At 41.3% G+C, this 17,452-nt stretch carries 16 protein-coding genes; 6 read left to right on the forward strand and 10 right to left on the reverse strand.

Annotated elements, in window-relative coordinates; genetic code table 11:
* Positions 1–26: 26 nt before the first annotated feature.
* The 8 genes from NL626_RS09570 to NL626_RS09600 all read right to left on the reverse strand — a co-directional run bounded on the left by NL626_RS09570 (position 27) and on the right by NL626_RS09600 (position 9,821).
* Positions 27–746 carry a hypothetical protein gene (locus NL626_RS09570; protein ID WP_253657273.1) on the reverse strand — a complete coding sequence of 240 codons (720 nt, stop codon included), beginning with the start codon at positions 744–746 and terminating at the stop codon, positions 27–29.
* Between the two features lie 47 nt (positions 747–793).
* Positions 794–2,005, reverse strand: a complete 1,212-nt coding sequence (locus tag NL626_RS09575; protein ID WP_250156853.1) for a hypothetical protein — start codon at positions 2,003–2,005, stop codon at positions 794–796.
* Between the two features lie 615 nt (positions 2,006–2,620).
* Positions 2,621–3,484, reverse strand: a complete 864-nt coding sequence (locus NL626_RS09580) for a DNAase (protein WP_253657274.1) — start codon at positions 3,482–3,484, stop codon at positions 2,621–2,623.
* A 164-nt stretch (positions 3,485–3,648) separates the two neighbouring features.
* The gene (locus NL626_RS22995) at positions 3,649–3,801 is read right to left on the reverse strand and encodes a hypothetical protein (protein WP_367618280.1); all 153 of its coding nucleotides are present in this window, start codon (positions 3,799–3,801) and stop codon (positions 3,649–3,651) included.
* 149 nt (positions 3,802–3,950) lie between these two features.
* A complete protein-coding gene (locus NL626_RS23000; RefSeq protein WP_367618281.1) occupies positions 3,951–4,505 on the reverse strand; it encodes a DNAase in 555 nt (184 codons plus the stop codon).
* 395 nt (positions 4,506–4,900) lie between these two features.
* Positions 4,901–5,167 (reverse strand): hypothetical protein, encoded by a 267-nt coding sequence (locus tag NL626_RS09590; protein WP_005373876.1) that lies wholly within the window; start codon positions 5,165–5,167, stop codon positions 4,901–4,903.
* A gap of 324 nt (positions 5,168–5,491) precedes the next feature.
* Positions 5,492–8,650, reverse strand: coding sequence for an efflux RND transporter permease subunit (locus NL626_RS09595; protein WP_053304607.1), 3,159 nt, complete (start codon positions 8,648–8,650; stop codon positions 5,492–5,494).
* A gap of 13 nt (positions 8,651–8,663) precedes the next feature.
* The gene (locus NL626_RS09600) at positions 8,664–9,821 is read right to left on the reverse strand and encodes an efflux RND transporter periplasmic adaptor subunit (RefSeq protein WP_025767993.1); all 1,158 of its coding nucleotides are present in this window, start codon (positions 9,819–9,821) and stop codon (positions 8,664–8,666) included.
* 518 nt (positions 9,822–10,339) lie between these two features.
* Between NL626_RS09600 and NL626_RS09605 the strand changes: the two genes are divergently transcribed.
* Both NL626_RS09605 and NL626_RS09610 read left to right on the forward strand, forming a co-directional pair.
* Complete coding sequence (locus NL626_RS09605) at positions 10,340–11,857, forward strand: phospholipase D family protein (protein WP_253657275.1); 1,518 nt, start codon at positions 10,340–10,342, stop codon at positions 11,855–11,857.
* A 90-nt stretch (positions 11,858–11,947) separates the two neighbouring features.
* On the forward strand, positions 11,948–12,535 hold the full coding sequence (locus NL626_RS09610) for a bifunctional 2-polyprenyl-6-hydroxyphenol methylase/3-demethylubiquinol 3-O-methyltransferase UbiG (RefSeq protein WP_132936993.1): 588 nt from the start codon (positions 11,948–11,950) through the stop codon (positions 12,533–12,535).
* A 54-nt stretch (positions 12,536–12,589) separates the two neighbouring features.
* Here the strand turns inward: NL626_RS09610 and NL626_RS09615 are convergent, their stop codons facing one another.
* Positions 12,590–13,060 carry an ASCH domain-containing protein gene (locus NL626_RS09615; protein WP_017635141.1) on the reverse strand — a complete coding sequence of 157 codons (471 nt, stop codon included), beginning with the start codon at positions 13,058–13,060 and terminating at the stop codon, positions 12,590–12,592.
* 200 nt (positions 13,061–13,260) lie between these two features.
* Between NL626_RS09615 and NL626_RS09620 the strand changes: the two genes are divergently transcribed.
* Together NL626_RS09620 and NL626_RS09625 are read left to right on the forward strand one after the other, a co-directional pair.
* Positions 13,261–14,106, forward strand: coding sequence for a tetratricopeptide repeat protein (locus NL626_RS09620; RefSeq protein ID WP_005373890.1), 846 nt, complete (start codon positions 13,261–13,263; stop codon positions 14,104–14,106).
* 13 nt (positions 14,107–14,119) lie between these two features.
* Complete coding sequence (locus NL626_RS09625; RefSeq protein ID WP_005373896.1) at positions 14,120–14,515, forward strand: DUF2391 family protein; 396 nt, start codon at positions 14,120–14,122, stop codon at positions 14,513–14,515.
* A gap of 9 nt (positions 14,516–14,524) precedes the next feature.
* Here the strand turns inward: NL626_RS09625 and soxR are convergent, their stop codons facing one another.
* On the reverse strand, positions 14,525–14,959 hold the full coding sequence (gene soxR / locus NL626_RS09630; RefSeq protein ID WP_005373898.1) for a redox-sensitive transcriptional activator SoxR: 435 nt from the start codon (positions 14,957–14,959) through the stop codon (positions 14,525–14,527).
* Between the two features lie 201 nt (positions 14,960–15,160).
* Here soxR and NL626_RS09635 point away from each other — a divergent pair, with 201 nt between their 5' ends.
* Together NL626_RS09635 and NL626_RS09640 are read left to right on the forward strand one after the other, a co-directional pair.
* Positions 15,161–16,369, forward strand: coding sequence for an MFS transporter (locus tag NL626_RS09635; RefSeq protein WP_253657276.1), 1,209 nt, complete (start codon positions 15,161–15,163; stop codon positions 16,367–16,369).
* Between the two features lie 154 nt (positions 16,370–16,523).
* Positions 16,524–17,405 carry a LysR family transcriptional regulator gene (locus tag NL626_RS09640; protein WP_005387199.1) on the forward strand — a complete coding sequence of 294 codons (882 nt, stop codon included), beginning with the start codon at positions 16,524–16,526 and terminating at the stop codon, positions 17,403–17,405.
* The last annotated feature ends 47 nt before the right edge of the window (positions 17,406–17,452 follow it).

The following is a 17,452-nucleotide window of genomic DNA, read 5'->3' on the forward strand; positions in this document are numbered from 1 at the left end:
TTATAAACCTAATTATCAAAAATATGTCAATCCAATAACTCTGATATTTTTATCGAGGATACAATCATATTTTCAGCTTCCTGAGAATTTTCAAGACAAACTTTCATATAACGATCAGTCCATCCATTGTGATAAAACTCTATGCTCAAGTAACAATATTCATTAAATAAAAAGCAATAATTACTCTTAAAATTAGAAAAGCTCTTTTCAGATTCATATTTAATATAGTCATGATGTAGCGTTATAGTTGGAGGAACTATCAATGTATCTAAAACTTTATTATTTATAAGTTCATTTCTTAGCTCTTCATTCCCCAAAACCACCTCTTCGTTGTAATGCCTATATATAGATTTTATTTTATGTTTATTGTACCCTCTCCCCGTATTAGGATCATGTTCTTCGGCATTATAAAAATCATCATATCGAAATAAGATATCATCTCTTATATCATATAGAGATTTTTTAACATTTGAGCTCTTTGCATATGGAACCAAGCTAAGTTTCATTATCAAATGCCCATAATAGTCGTATGTTCCTGGGTATGGAATTATCGTATGGTAAGGCCACTCTAAGCGCTCTACCAAAAAAAATTGATTATGATAATCATTCTTAACATTACTTTCTAAGAAATCACGCGTAATCTCTGGGCTTTCTTCCGCCCTATTTGATTCGTAAAATCCCCCAGGTACAGTCAAATCACAAACGAGACTCCCAAACCGATAAAGTCTTTGGTTAGGTTTAGACAATTTCGCTCCTGACCGAAATTTTAATTTTAAAATAGACCTGATACCCATTAATGCTTACCAATTTTTGCATATTTACCTATCACCCTAGCCTTTTGCCGAGCACCTGACTCTCTCAACTGTTTTTCGTAAGTATTTAACCCAAGATATGGTAATGAATGAGGACTACCGCCTATGGTTTTGGATAGAAAACAAGCCCAAATGAAAACAGGACTCAAGCTCAAGTTCATCTTGGTGATACTTGTTACACCATTTAACCCAATGACATTAGGTACAAAGTCTGCTGGGTTAGCTCTCAGTGGCTGAACTTTCATGCCTAAGCGCTTTGCTTTAATGGATAAAATACCATAATTACCACCGGGGCTATGCACTGCCAATTCATGTCCGTCTAATCTTAGCTCAGGCCTTAGTCTTTTTACTTCCTCAATCGCAGAACGAAATATGATAGCTCCTTGACTATGAACAGTCCATTTCACTCGACGACGTTCACTTTGTGTTTTAATGATTAAAGAAGCAAGTTGCTTCGCATTTCTACTTTTGAATATACGGGTTTGATCAAAAACACACTCAGCCAAGTCAAAAATCCCTCCATCTGTAGGATTATGAAACAAATTATACCTAAGTATATTATCTTTTCTGTATGCGATATCCGTATGAACACCCATTAACTTTGAAGCTGTATTATAATCGTTATTCATACCATTTATAGTAACGTGATCACAATTAATTTTCGGAATGATATTGGCGCCTTTCCCATCCCAACTATTCAATGCAGACTGAATATCTTCGTTAGTACTTTTATCTTCTGAGTAACGAGCATTTGTTTCTTTCTTTATATCATATAACATAGTTCTTTGCTTTTTAGACTCTAACTTTGAACCATGCAGATTGCTATCTAACATAATCTCTTCGATAACTACAGAATCACCATCAGAAATACGATAAAGAATTAAAAAATGATAAGATCTAAAAGGATCAACATTCCTTGCCAAGCGCCAAAAAGGGTTTCTACTATGCTTAGTTAGACTTGCTCTTTTAGGGTTATCTATAATTTTATAAATATCTTTTATCACATTCTTTCGATCAAAATCTGTCATCGCCTGGATAACTAAAATCGCTTGTCTTGTGATTTTAACTTCTCTCTTATCTAATATTTTAGGATCAATATCTAACTGACGTAAAAAGTTACTAAATCTATTCAATACAACAACATCTCTAGCATTACTGTTTGTTGGCTTCTGGTTAAGTATTTCCCAAGTCATATTAAACTCCAAAATTAAAATAAGACAAACAATACTCAATATATTCTCTAATCTAAAGAGCAATTTTATTATTTTAGAGGGAAGCACTAAAAGTCATGTAACTTACCATTGCCACAGTTACACAAAAAACGAAAAAACAGCCTTATAACCTACATCTCCATATGAGCGACTTTCTCAATACCACAAATATCGTGTAAAATTCAAACTAAAGAACATCAATGAAATTTACAAACTCGCAACAAAAACACAACTCACGCTACATTGCTAAAGGCAATCAACATGTAGGGGCGTGACATAATAAGATCTATATAGATAAAAAGGCATAGTAATGTCTCAATATTCATTCAAATTGACCAACTAAGTATTACAAAGAACAATAGGACAACATGTTTACACATCCAAACTCACAATAATGAAAACATTGATTGAAGAATTAACATTTTAACAATCATTACAACAATGTTAACTTTAGCCTCGTTGGTCGCGCTGGTGGTAAGCCTCTCACCAAGCCTATTGTCAGTTTTATATGGACGTTCGACCACCTCCAAAATGAATAGACACCCAATTTGGTGCCCTTTTTTCGCCCGTGAAGGTATTCTTCGCGGGCTTTTTTCTTTAAGTTAAGTATGAACGCTCTGGATCAACTTTTTTTGCCAACCTTTCGGATTTGGAGGTAGTATGCGAATCAATAAGCGGAGACAGTGCTAGCAACTCTAAAACATTTTTTTCAAAGATTTCATCCGCGTGTCTTACCCAATCTAAAAACTTTTTTTGAGCAAACATAGGCTCGATTTCATATAAAAATTCAATACTAAAGTAAAACTCATTTTTGATAGGCAAATTGTACACTCTTCGATAGTCTTTTTTATACTCCAAATTTCCTTCTACATATTTTGAAAATGTATTTTCACCAATCTTGATATCTTGGCATTTGATTGGAGGATAACCACGAAGAAACTCTCCTACAAGGAACTCTTCTTTCGCTCTCTTTTTTTCTTCGTTTATCGGCTCCATTCCCCAACGATGATTTGCATACGCAATGGCATCATTCATCAACTCTGTATGATCACCTTTTTGAGAACCGTCAGGTGACTCTACAGCATGATAAAAATCCACGTACTCTTTCTCTATAAATGAAGATAGTTGATTAACACTAGTAATATATTTATCTGAAGATTTAATCCTTAACCGAATATATAAGCTACCTTGTTTATTGATTGGTAATAGTGGATTTATTATTTTATTTTGAAAAGAGAAATAAATCGTGGCCAAGTTTATAAACTTTTCATGCCGCTCTACTTTTGAATCAATATTGAATCGTTGTAATTCAATAAAATCTTGGTATACATGACCTTCATATATATTGTTCGGACATTCAAATGATAGTACTAAGTCATCTATCTGGAATACATTATGTAACAAGTGTGCAAAATCTGGTTTCCCTCTAAACCCATCTTTAAAGATTTTGATAAAATTCATATTTATATCTCTTGTTATTTAAATATGTATTGATATTTGTGATAAGCTCTCTACTAAATCCATTGGCTTTATATGCGCCATGGCGTACAAAGGTAAATAGACATCCAATTTGATTGATTTTTCTCTCATGGCTACATACTTTGCTAGCTTTTCTTGACGCTGTGTTACTCTGCCTTAGTTTTTTCGTTCAATCCCTTTACCGCTTTGGCTATATACGAGTCGATGAGCGGAGACAAGTCCAGTAATTCCAATACTTTTTTTTCAAAGGTTTCATCAGCACTTCTCACCCAATCTAAAAACTTTTGCTTAGCAAACATCGATTCGTACTTATACCAAAACTCGATGCTCAGGTAGAATTCATTTTTTATGGGTAAATTGTATACTCTTCGTAATTCACTCTTATACTTAATATTACCTTCTGAGTATTTTGAGTATTTGTTTTTTCCAACTTCAACTAGCTCACACTTTATTGGTTTATTGGTGGATAACCACTTAAGAAACCTCTAATTAAATATTCTTCTTTTTCTCTTTTTCGGTCTTCACTTTCTGGAATTTCTCCCCATTGTTTATTAGCACGCTTAGTCAATTCTTTCATCAAGTCTGTATGATACCCCCTCATAGAGTCTTCACTTTGCTCCGGGGCATGATAAAAATCATAATATTCTCTCTCTAAAAATGAGGACAATTGACTAATATTATCAATATCTTCTCCAGTAGATTTAACCCGTAGACTAATATATAATCCACCTTGTTTGTTAATAGGAAATAAAGGGTTTAATATTTTCTTCTGAAACAAAAAATATACCGTAGCTAATTTTATAAACCTTTCATGCCTCTCTACTTTTGATTCAACATCGAACTGTTCTAAATTAAAAAGGTCCTGGTATACATGTCCTTCATATATGTTGTTCGGACACTCAAATGACAGCACTAAGTCATCTATCTGGAACGCATTATGTAATAAGTCAGAGAAATCCGGCTTTCCTCTAAAACCATCTTTACACATTTTAATAAAACTCATATGTCTATCTCTTACTCTTCAAATATGCATCAATACCTTTAAACGAACGCCTGCAATATGAGTTCTAATTCAAGTAAAGGTAAGCCACATACTAAGGTATTATGAAGGTCAAAAAGGAGATCGGATCTTTTCTAAATTTTAAATATCTAACATCACCTCCACTTTACTGAAATCTACACTTTTAAAAGTTACATCCGCTCCATCCAGCAATAGCTCATCAAACACGCCAACTATTGATAATAAGCTTGAGGATCTGATCTCCACCCATGAAATGAGAAACAAAAAAGCCAGCCTTAAAAGGCTGGCAAGTTGAGCAACAAGGTCAGTGCTTACTGCTAACTAACACCGAACTCGTATTGGATTCATTTTCGTCTGTTAGTCTCTTTTAGCGGCGTTTATGACTTGCTTGCTTTCTCTTTGTGGCACGTTACCTTTACTAACTGTTCTTGCTCATCTTTAATGTTTTTCACGATACGCTCATCACGTGCGTGAATGGCATCCATGTTCATTTGCTGAATATCTGCTATAGCTTCATGTTTCATCTCAGAAAAGTCCTGACGTAAATCTGAGCTCCACTCCTCTTTGTCTAAAGTGTTAGCAGCAGCGATTGGTGATGACATTACAGCAATAAGACTTAGAGTAGATAGAAATACGCTTTTCATAATAAGCTCCTTGAGGATTAGCAGTTAATTTTAATTACAATTTATATATTGCACATACGATGCCAACTTTTATTTTGTTATTTTTCAACTACTTAAATAAACCCTCATATTCAACGTTATCTTCGTCTGGTAAATTTCGCTAACCAAGTGTCAAATTAACCATACGAATTTAAAACATTAGAAACATACACATTGAAAATGCTTTGTCAGGCAGTTTTCTCATCAGATAATTACGTAACTGCCCACTAAAAAATCGCTTTGAATCAAAATGCGGAAACAAAAAAGCAGCCCGAAGGCTGCTCCTAATCGTTAACATCAAGCTTGTTAACTCGATACGCTTGCTTCAACGCTCGACGTCACTGGCGACTTTCTGAAACGATTAATCAAACGATGGATAAACCTCTTAATCGATCTGAAAATATTTTTAATATCTTCAAGCATTAAATACAAACAAGGCACCAACACTAAAGTCAGAACCGTTGCGTACAACACCGCAAAGCCCAAAGCGACAGCCATCGGTATGACAAAACGCGCCTGCAAACTCGTTTCAAACATTATCGGCAATACACCCGCAAACGTCGTTATTGAGGTGAGCGTGATAGCTCGAAAACGAGCACAACCCGCCTCAACAACCGCTTGTTTGATGTTCATACCCTTTTCTCTCACTTGGTTTACGTAATCTGTCATAACCAGAGAGTCGTTGATAACCACGCCAGCAGCGGCGATCAAACCAAATGTCGACATCATACTTATGTCTAAACCTAGCCAGAAATGGCCCCAAATCGCCCCCGTCAGACTAAACGGAATGACGGACATTACAATCAAAGGTTGGGTATAACTTTTTAACGGTACAGCTAACAAGATGTAGACGATGATCATGCCTGCAATAAAGAACAAAATCTGTTCATTACGCTGCGCAGCCTGCTCTTCAATATCACCGCCCAATTCTGTTTTCACAGTTGGGAAGGCTTGCTTCATGTCCGGTAAGATATTGTCGTCAATGACCTTAACGATTTCTTGAGGCTCAACCAATTCTTCGTCTATGGAACCATAAACATAAACGGTTTGATACCCGCCTTCACGTCGAATGCTACTCACGCCCGGCTGCTCATTGATCTTCACCACATCACCCAACATGACCTTCTTACCTGCTGGTGTGGTAATCACAGCGTAACGCAATGATGAGAATGCTTCACGCGTCAGTTGCGGGTAACGCACCATAACTTTAATTTCTTCACCATCACGAATAATGCGCTGTGCTTCGCCACCATAAAAGCTGCCACCAACTTGCTCTGCGATCATGGTGAGATCCAGGCCGAGATCGTACGCTACAGGCGCAAGAGACAGGAGTACTTCTTTGCTTCCAGAATCAATAGAAGATGAAATATCATATAACCCTTCTTCCTGCTGTAAACGCTCTATCAAGTAACGCCCAGCCTCGTTGAGCTCATTGATGTTAGAGCCAAACAACAAGTAGCCAAACTCATCTCTGTCACCACCACCCGCACTCTGCTCACGGATTTTGATGCTCTTCATACCGGGAATAACAGGCATAGCTTCACGCCAACGTCGAGCCAGTTCAAATGTATTGAACGGGCGTAACTCTTCATCAACCAGAGGTACTAATACACGACCTTCGGTGCGGCTTCTGTTGTACGACAGCACATCACGAATCATTCCTTGACCATGTTCTGCAATGGTCTCAGATTCGATCTTTTGCATGACACGTTCAATAGTCTTGAGTGCACTGATTGTCTGCTCACTTGAAACGGTATCATTCATTTCAATAGTGATCGCAGGATAGTCAGTCGGCACTTTAGGGTTAGGGATCACCCGAACATAATTCGCGTTGATCAAAGCCGCGCTGATCAGCAGTAAACCACAGAACACCGCAAACACTGTCCAGCGCCAATGGGTGCATGTTGTTACAAAGTTACGATATGGACCATTTACAAAACCAAAAAAACGTTGGTTAAATCGGTCACGCCAGCCACCTGGTTTGACTGGTTTAAAATGGGTATGCGCCAAGTGCGCTGGTAGGATCAACTTTGATTCAATCAAACTGAAGATCAAACACAGAATCACGACACCAGCAATGCCGTAAAAGAAAGCGCTATCAATACCGCTAGACAACAAGAAAGGGGCAAACACAGCAATTGTGGTTAACACACCGAAAGTGGCTGGTGTGGCAACACGTTTCACACCACGAACCACGTTCTCGACACCGCCGCCCTTTTCTTCAATTTCGCTGTAAGCGCTCTCTCCCATCACGATGGCGTCATCAACTACAATACCGAGCACCATAATGAAAGCGAACAGCGAGACGATGTTCACTGTAATACCCAAAGCTGGCATCATCATCACCGCACCAAGGAAACACACTGGTAAGCCGATCATTACCCACATAGCCAAGCGGAAACGTAGGAAAATGGTCAGCATAATCGCGACTAATGCAGCGCCTTGTAGCAAGTTTTTCAACATCATGTCGAGACGCCCATTTAAATAATAAGTCGTATCAACTAAGACTTTGAGCTTAACATCCTGCGGCAAGGTCTTGTTTTTTGCTTCAATATAATTACGAACGGACTGTGCAACAGGGATAATGTTCTGATCACGAGTTGCTTCAACAGACATGTAGATCGCATTTTGCCCTGAGTATTCAAAATAGCGCTCTTCTTCCGTAAAGCCATCTTTTATTGTGGCAATATCTTGCAACAGAACCTTTGCTCCATTTGCGCCAAGCTTTACAGGAATATTTCTAAACTCATCACCACGGTAGTATTGGTTTTCAATCCTTACTGCAATCATCCCTGAATTTGTTTTTACTTCGCCCGCAGAAAAGTTGGCTGAATAACGGCTGATCGCGCTGCTGATATCGCTCAACGTCAGGTCGTATTTACGAAGAACAAGTGGGTCAACTTCAATCGCTATTTCTTCTTCTGGCGCACTCAGATACACCAGCATGACGTTTTCTAACTGAAGTAATTCATCTTCGATTTGCTTAGCAAGCGGTTTAAGCTCCTCGAGCGGTCGGTCCCCAACTAACCCCATTTCAATTACATCTTGGCGCCATTCAACTTGGTAAACATTGATTGGTTCCATACCCGCTGGTAAATTAGACAAGGTATCAATACGTTGGTTTACATCATCTAAGACACGCTTGATATCGGCATTAACGTCTACCTCGATGGAAACATACGCGCTACCTCTAGAGGCCGTTGAGACTGCTTTTTTAATCCCGGTGACGTCTTTAATCGATTCCTCGACCTTAACGAGAATACTCTCTTCTATCTCTTGAGGAGAAGCGCCAGGATAAGTCGCACGAACATCAATGTAGTTCACCTCAATATTCGGAAACATCTGCCTTTGAATAAAGAGAAAACTCACCACACCCATGATAATGATGAACACCATCAAAAGGTTGGCAGCGACGGGGTTATTCGCAAAATAGGCAATTAAGCCCTTTTGTTTAGTATCTTCCATGACATACTCCTACTTACTGTACGACGGTTTCGGAGTCGTCACTCTTTTTTGCGATTTGTACCGCCATGCCTTTTTGAGGGTACTCTGGTAAGGTCAGTACCAACTTATCACTTTGCTCTAAGCCTTCGCCCACCAGCAAAAACTCACCTTCTGCTCTCAAAACCGTGACAGTTCTGGGTTGAAGTTGATTATCGCCATTCACCACCCACACGGTACGGTTTTTAACTAATTCCTGTGGCAAGCGGTAGATGTGCTTAAGTTCCTTACCAGTGAAGCTCACTTCAACGTAGGAGCCGAATTTAATTGGAGGCTGCTGGTTATCGACACCGTATGGGTCCGCGATTTGAATGACCATGTTAATCATTCGGGTAGCGCTATCAATCATGCCTAAATCACGAACTACTCGACCTTCTCTAGTGGTAGAAAACACACCTTGCTGCGTCACTGTCGCAGTGAGTTCACCAATGGATTCGGGTAAAAATGCACTATCAAAACCGGCAATGGGTACGTGCACCTCTGCCACTTCGATGTTGTTTAACGTGGCAACTCGAGAACCAGATGTAACAAATTGACCAACACCAATATCACGCTCAACAACCAGCGCATCGTAAGGTGCAACGACTTTGCAATTTTCTAACTCTCTTTTTGCTCGTTTGAGTGCCGCTTGAGCCGACTTCACTTGCGCTTGTGCGCTCAAAACGTGAGGCTTGCGTAAATACAGATCCGTCACTTGCTTATCGCTCAGTCTCTTTGCCTGACGTTTTGCCACTTCGGCTTTCGCTTGTTCCTCAATCAAGTTTGCGCGTGCACTAGCTAAATCGGCTTCAGCTTGTAAAACCGACGCTTCATAGTTGTCACTTTCAATTGTGAAAAGAACCTCTCCTCGTTTCACGATGCCACCCGTCACAAAATTCGGGTGCCAACTTATCACTTCACCACTAACTTGCGCGGAAAGGTGTGTTTTTTCAAAAGGGACTAATTCACCGTGACTGGTAATCACCACTTTGTGATCGGTAGGAAAAAGAGAAGAAGCCTGAACAGTTGGTTCTGTAATTGCATCTTTGGTTGACTCTTTTTCCGGCGCAGTTGCGGCAATTGCAGCATATCCTGCATAAGAGCCTCCAACGACGACGAAGGGTAAAAGCCAACGTAATATGGGTTTTGCTAACATCGAAAATCCTTTTTTATTGTTGTTTTCAACACCACACTTTTATTCAGTCCATTGCTCCCGGTAAGCATGGTGGTGAGAGAATTGAATTTGAATAAACATCAAAGCGGCGCTTGCCTAGTCTTTTAAGCAGCAAACTAGATAGTTATTGCCAATTCAAAGTTAATGAAATTAACAAAAAATTAACCAACTGCGCAAGTTGCTCTGACTTAACTTTTATTCTAAACAGCAAATGACATGCCAAGCATTTATTTATTAAAAATCATATGGTTATATAAAAATCATTATTTTGTCCAGTGTGCTATTGGTCATAATCACCAGATATTAGTGATTATGACCAATACGGCCATAATGATAATTAAAATAAATGATTATCTGCGCTCTAAAAGTTGAACTTAGTGCAGGTTCTATGGCAATTCATTGATTAATCGCTTGTTATCAAACAGTTCTGGGTGCATGTGGCGTCAGCTTAAGTCTATAATTTGGAGTAGGTAACACTCTGTAAGACAAGGAAATGTGCTTTGTTACAAACGCTCGCCAAGTTGCTCTTCCCCTCGCTGCTCACTATTTTATCGGCATGCTCATCCGTATCGTTGAATGACGCCAGTGAAAAGTCCACCAGCTTTCAGCTCGGTTATCAAAAGGATTCTGTTCTTGCGCAGTACTTTGAAGCTTACGGGAGAGACCCCAAGTCCATAACTGGCTTTGCACCGTTAAATCAGGGACACGATGCCCTTCTTGCTCGAACCTCTTTGATCGAGTCCGCCCAGAAAAGCCTTGATCTTCAATACTATATTTACCGCGGTGACGAAACGAGTCAGCTAATAACGTGGCGCTTGTATGAAGCGGCAAAGCGTGGTGTTCGAGTAAGGCTGTTGCTTGACGATATGCAAAAGCGAAACGACGATGTGATGGCTGCCCTCAATGCACATCCTAATATAGAAATCCGCTTATTTAACCCGCATCAGTATCGCGACTCCCGTTGGTTCGCTCTTGCTAGCGATTTTGAACGTCTTAATCGTCGTATGCACAATAAGTCTCTGATTGCAGACAGTGTTTCCGCCATTGTCGGAGGTAGAAATATCGGCAATGAATACTTCTCTTTTGAATCGCAAGTTGAGTTTGGTGATTTTGATCTTCTGCTCTATGGTGAGGCGGTACAACAAACTGCCGATCAGTTCGACCTCTACTGGAATAGCGCCTATTCGATACCAATGGAATGGATTACACCGAATTCACAGCAAATTACCGACCAAGCGATTCAAAAGCAGGTCAATAAACTCCGGTTAGAGGAAAAGTTTTCAACCGGCCGCTATGACTTCACTCAACTGGATATGTACCAAGATCTAAAACAAGGCAAACTCAAGCTCTACTGGGGAGAAGCGAAAGTATGGTTTGATCTGCCCGATAAAGTCGCGACCCGAGAGAGCCAACTTATTGATAATTTAACGGAGCTGGTTAAAAGTGTTGAGGATTCATTTGTGCTCATTTCTCCCTATTTCGTTCCAACTGAAGCAGGTACTCAAGCATTAAGTAACGCGGCCAAGCGAGGCGTTGATATCACGATTGTGACCAATAGCCTCGCGTCTAACGATGTGTTTGCCGTGCATGGTTGGTACGCAAAATATCGAAAAGATCTACTCGAAGCTGGAATCAAGCTTTGGGAAGTAAAAGCGAGCGCGAAACTCAAAAGTAAGTGGAGCCTCACGGGGAGTAGCAGAGCAAGTTTACACGCTAAAGCAATGACGATTGATAACAAAACACTTTTCGTTGGTTCAATGAACTGGGACCCACGTTCGGCCGCTTTGAATACCGAAATGGCCGTTGTTATCGAACAGCCAGAATATGTGCAAATGTTTCTAGAACAACTGCCGAGTCAACTGTCGAGTAACGCCTATGCCTTAACTCTGCGCGACGGGGACATTGTCTGGACCGACGTAAAAACAGGCGAAGAATACGAGTCCGAACCAGAAGCAGGAGTATGGCGAAAAATGGGCGCTTGGTTCTCCGGAATATTACCGATTGAAGATCAGCTATAACAGCTGCCAATACTGCAAACCTCCCCAGTCAAGCAAAACAAAATGGACGCTAGTTTTGGGCAGGGGACACAACCAACATAAGGAAGTTCAATGCCAGCGCAATGGAATGAATACTATCAGAAAATTTTAAGCCAACCTCACCGCCCAAACGTGGAAAATGCCGTAAACCGACTTAAGATAGAAGGCAAAGTCGCTCTTGATATTGGCTGCGGAATAGGTCGAGACAGCCACTTTCTACTCGAACAGGGATTTAAGGTTCACGCATGTGATAGCAATGAAGATGCAGTAAAAACTTGTTTAACACGCTTTGAAGGTAATAAACGATTTTCGGTTTCGCAGTGCTGTTTTACTGAATTTCATTACCCTCAGTGCAGCTTGGTTATCGCAAATGCCAGTTTGTTCTTTTGCCCTGATACAGGCTTCAAACAAGTCTGGACAAAAATAGACAGCGCATTACAACCGGGCGGTATCTTCTGCGGCGATTTCTTGGGAGTGAAAGACTCCTGGGTTACCTCCGAAATGCACCCAAACATTACCGCATTAACAAAAAAGGAAGTGGAAAGCTTATTCGAAGGTTACGACCTCATTTCATTGCATGAAAGAGATGAAGACGGGACCACTGTAGTAGGAAGCCAAAAACATTGGCACATGTTTAGTGTGACCGCTCGAAAGCGCTAAAAATGGTCTCTCAGTAAAGAAAGCAGCACTTCAAATCAGTGCTGCTATCAGAGATTAATTGACGGGATACACCACTTCAAAACGCTCTAAAACCAGCGTACGTTTCTCATGCCAATCGATATTCAACTCATCGCATTCAGCTTTAAAAAATGCAGTATGAGCATCACGCCACCAGTTTAAGGTTCTATCACCTTCGCCTTCTGCGAAGGCAAACTCTGCGGTTACATCCTCATATTTGCATGTACTTACGTCAGTAATTCGTATCACGCAAACCGGGTCCCCATCCCAATTCGTCACTACTTGTAAATGACCGACTTGGGGCATGATTTCACCATGCTCTCGATACCAAAGCTCCAAACTGCACGATGCAGTTTTCTGTCCAATACGAACCAAATCTGCGCATACATTCGCGTTGTATTCATCGGCACAATAATAGTCAGCACTGACTGATGGTACAGCTTCCCTTTGTTCTGGTGATAATAATTCTAGGAATTGTTCTAAGTAATCCTTAGCTCGCGCGTCCATGCTCACTCCATTAATCATAAATTCGCAAGGAGGATAAAAGATATCACAACAAATAACCACCAGGAACAAACTGAAAAACAACAAGAATATGACTTCTACGAAGACGACTGTTATTTCTTTTGTAATAACTTTGCTAAACGTTTGTGCTATTTGCTATTGTTGCATGGTCTATCTGTACTCTTCTCGTGAAAGGACGTTATATGCGCTTATTTATTGGTATTTTTTTCTCGCTGATACTTGCCTTGCCAACAATGGCATCGGAGGAAAAGTATTCAGAATCGGATCTGTTAGATAGACCATTAATGGAACGCTACATTTTAGATGAACTAAAAGCGCTGCGTCAGGACTATCAAAGCCTAGAAAAGCGAATGATCACAGAGATCACCGATCGCGAGCTAACGGTCGCAGATAAATCGTTGAACTATGCCAACGTGACCGTTACATACTTCTTCTACATCATTGCTGGTGTCGCATCGCTGATTGCCTTTGTCGGATGGCAATCTCTGCGCGAGTTTAAACACAACACCAAAGAGATGGCTGATAAACGATTGGAGAAGATCGCCCAAGAATACGAGAAAAAGTTTGTCGCCCTTGAGCGAGATTTAAAACGCAAAACTCGCATTATCAGCGAAAACAACAAAGAGATTGAGAAAATCAACGAGATCCATAACTTATGGCTACGTGCACAAAGCTCTCAAACTCCAGAACAACGTATTGAAATCTATGATGAAATCTTATTAATTCGTCCAGGTGATTTAGAAGCGTTGACTTACAAAGCCGACGCAGCGATGGAAATCAACGAATACCATTGGGCACTTAGCATTTGTAACCGCGTACTTGAAGTCGATTACACCAACGGCCCTGCACTGTATCAACGCGCGTGTGCATACTCTCGCCTTGGTATCGAAGAGCAAGCTATTGAAGACTTGGAACGCGCAATTGAATACAGCCCATCCATTCGTGATTTACTTGCCGAAGAACGAGACCTCGAATTGCTGCACGGTAATGAGCGTTTTGAAAAGCTCTTACATCTAGCAAGCGAATAATGGAATAAACAGCATGAGCAGCCACTTTAATCTAGAAGACGCTAGCCAAGTATTGGTTGGCGCTTTTGCCCTAGCAGTCCCGATCTCATTTTCGGAGGAAGCGTGGCGATTGGGTGAGAGCCTACCAATGGCAAACTTGCTCATGCTGTTAAGTCTTTCTGTCATTTTCCTCAGTTTTTTCGCGTATCAAAGCGTGTTTCAAAGCCACATCAAGAATCGCGTATCCATCTTTATTTTTCGTGTGGTTATTGCGTACCTCATTGCGGCCGTTGTGGTAGCGTTAGTTCTTTTCTGTCTTGATAAACTGCCACTCATGAATGAGCCTTTGGTTGCGATAAAACGCGTTATCGTCATCACAATGCCTGCTTCGATGGGCGCGATCGTAGTCGACAGTTTCGACAAAGAATAGAGATAATCGCTACTCTTCTTCTAACGTTAAGTTCGACCCCGAGTGGTCTTTCCCTAATACATCTTCTGGGTTTCGCAGTGCGCAGGTTTCTAACGACAAGCACCCGCAGCCAATGCATCCGCCTAAATCGTTTTGCAACGCTTTAAGTTTTTGAATCTTTTGTTCTAACTGTTCATGCCAATGGCTTGCCATTTCTTCCCATTGCGCTTTGTTAGGGGCTTGGTGTTTCGGCAGTTCATCTAACGCATGTTTAATTTCTTCTAACGACAACCCAACTTGCTGCGCTGCTTTGATCACCGCAACACGGCGCAACACACTGCGATGGTAGCGACGCTGATTACCTTGATTTCTCCAGCTCGAAATCAGTCCTTTTTGCTCGTAAAAATGTAGGGCAGATACTTTCACTCCAGAACGTTTTGCCACTTCTCCTACGCTGATTTCCATCCTTGACTCCCTGTGTATCAATTTTGTTAAAAAAATGCTTTACCTCAAGTTTACTTGAGGTTTTAAAGTTGCACCATCTTAATTAACGCTAAACCCCGGCGATCTCAAGATAATGTGTTCAGCGCGAACGACTTGGTTGTTAAACACAAGACAGTTGGACATCAACCTTTTGAAATCCATCGGGAGTTAGAGGCAAACATAATGAAAAATAAAACTCAGCCGTACTTAGCTGGCCGCTTCTTCGACAGCATTTCCTCTGGCTTATTCATGATGGCGCTGCCATGGGTCATGCTTTCCGAACCTAACATGGGCACTTTCGTCGCTTTAGTTTCTCTGAGCTGCACCGCGATTTCTTTTCTAGCAACGCCTTTCTTTTCCACTTTAATTGACCGACATTCACGCAAAGTACTACTCGTGCTCAATCAATGGATTCAATCGGGTATGGCTTTGGTGGTGTTCATTGCTTATTGGTTAGGGTTTGAGTCACACTGGTTGCTGGCTTTTGCGCAATTGGTGTATTGGGTTTCGAGTAATTTTGCATGGACGACCAACAACGCCTTCACCCAAGAAAATTATCAGCACCATGAGTATGCGAAAATTTCGGGTCAGCAAGAAATTGTAATGCAATCCACAACCCTCGGAGCTGGCGCGTTGGGTATTGTTTTGATTGAAATGTGGGGCATGAAAGAGTTTGCTTTGTTTGCGGCCAGCGCCTCTGCGTTAGCAGCGATGTTCTATATTCTGACGCCTTATACTCAACAATTAAGGGCATCAAAATCCGTTGCTTTCATCGCGCAACTCAAAGAGAGCAAACAAATATTCCGTCTCGAACCCCGATTTTATGGCTTTATTCTGCTCTCTTGCCTCTCTTATCCTGCATTGACGTATTTGAGCAAACTGGTGCCGATTTGGTTTTCTGAACAAGGCATCTCTGGCGATTGGTTTGCAGGGTTCAACATCAGTTTTGGCCTCGGCTCGTTGCTAACCGGCTTTATTGTCACCAAAGTGCTAAACCGTGCCTCCCATAGCCACATTATGTTCGCTTCGATGGTTATGGTCTCTTTTGCGCTTATCGGGATGAGTTTTACGATGAGCCCGCAGATCATCTTGTTGTTTACGGCGCTGTTTGGCGTATTTAACGCGCTAAATCGCATTGCGAGAGTCAACTGGATGCATCACACCGTAGCGGTTCATCAACGAGGTCGCGTCGATGGCGGCATCAGCATGTTTGCCACCACCATTCAATCTCTCAGTTACGTCCTGATTGCAATATTGAGTCATTACGAACTAACACAATACGGTTTTGCAATCGCAGCTGCTGTCATGGTGTTAGCAGTGATTTTAATGGGATTACTCAGCCGAGACGTCGAGCCGTTTAACGACCTGCCCCTTCATGCAGCAGCAAAGTGAAGCATAGAAATTGAGAAGTTGAAAAATTGAAAAAGCGAGATAGGAAGGCAACCAACATCGTCTTCCTATTTTTTACGCCAGCACTTTTACCTCTATCGCTTATCAGCAAGGTTGGGTATTCTGAGGTGACCAACATGAGCAGAGGGAAATCTCAGTGAACTTAAGGCAATTAGAAGTCTTTTACGCCATTATGCAAGCAGGAACGGTGTCAGGCGCGGCTCGCTTACTGCACGTTTCCCAACCTAATGTCACTCGAGTTCTCGCCCATACAGAACAACAACTGAGCTTCGCTTTATTTGAGCGTGTAAAAGGTCGCCTCGTTCCCACTCAAGAAGCCAAAGCCTTATTGCCAGAGGCTGAAAAAGTCTATCAACAACTCGGACAATTTCGCTCTCTGACCAACAAAGTCAAACAGGGAACTCAACATTTACGAGTTGGTGCTCCGCCTGTTTTGGCCGCACACTTGTTAGCGCCGACTGTCGCGTTGTTGTCGAAAGAGCACAGCATCTCCTTTGAGCTCTTAACGGCCAATCGCGATGAGCTGTGCTCAGGATTACTGAAACATGAACTGGATGTCGCCATTGCGTTCGGTGAAGAAACACCACCAGCGATCATGGGGCACGTGTTATTGAAAGAAAACTTAGCACTGATCGCTCCTAAAAGCGCAGCGATACCCGCAGAAAAAACCGTCATTTTAGAAGAACTCATCAGTCACGATTTACCCATTATCGGTTTAGATAGCCGAGACCCTCTGGGCTTGCTGTTACATCAAACCTTATCAGCGCGTGACGAGCATTATCAACATGCCATTACCGTCCGCAGCTACTCCGCGGCGGCTGAACTGGTGAAAAACGAAGCAGGATTCGCGATTGTAGACCCTTGGACTGCAAAACAATATCGCCAAGATAATGCCGTTTCCGTGCATGCTTTGGAGCCAAATATGTCCTTCTCTGTCTCTATTTTATTCGCAGAGCACACACCTCAATCCATTGCGACAAAGCAATTTATCACCGCCCTAAAACAACAGATGGTTTAAAGGTATAACCTGAAGTTATACCTGCCTAACAAATAAGCATTCGGTTT

The organism is Vibrio sp. Y58_MX_L22 (assembly GCF_024181865.1).
GTDB classification, from domain to species: Bacteria; Pseudomonadota; Gammaproteobacteria; order Enterobacterales; family Vibrionaceae; genus Vibrio; species Vibrio alginolyticus.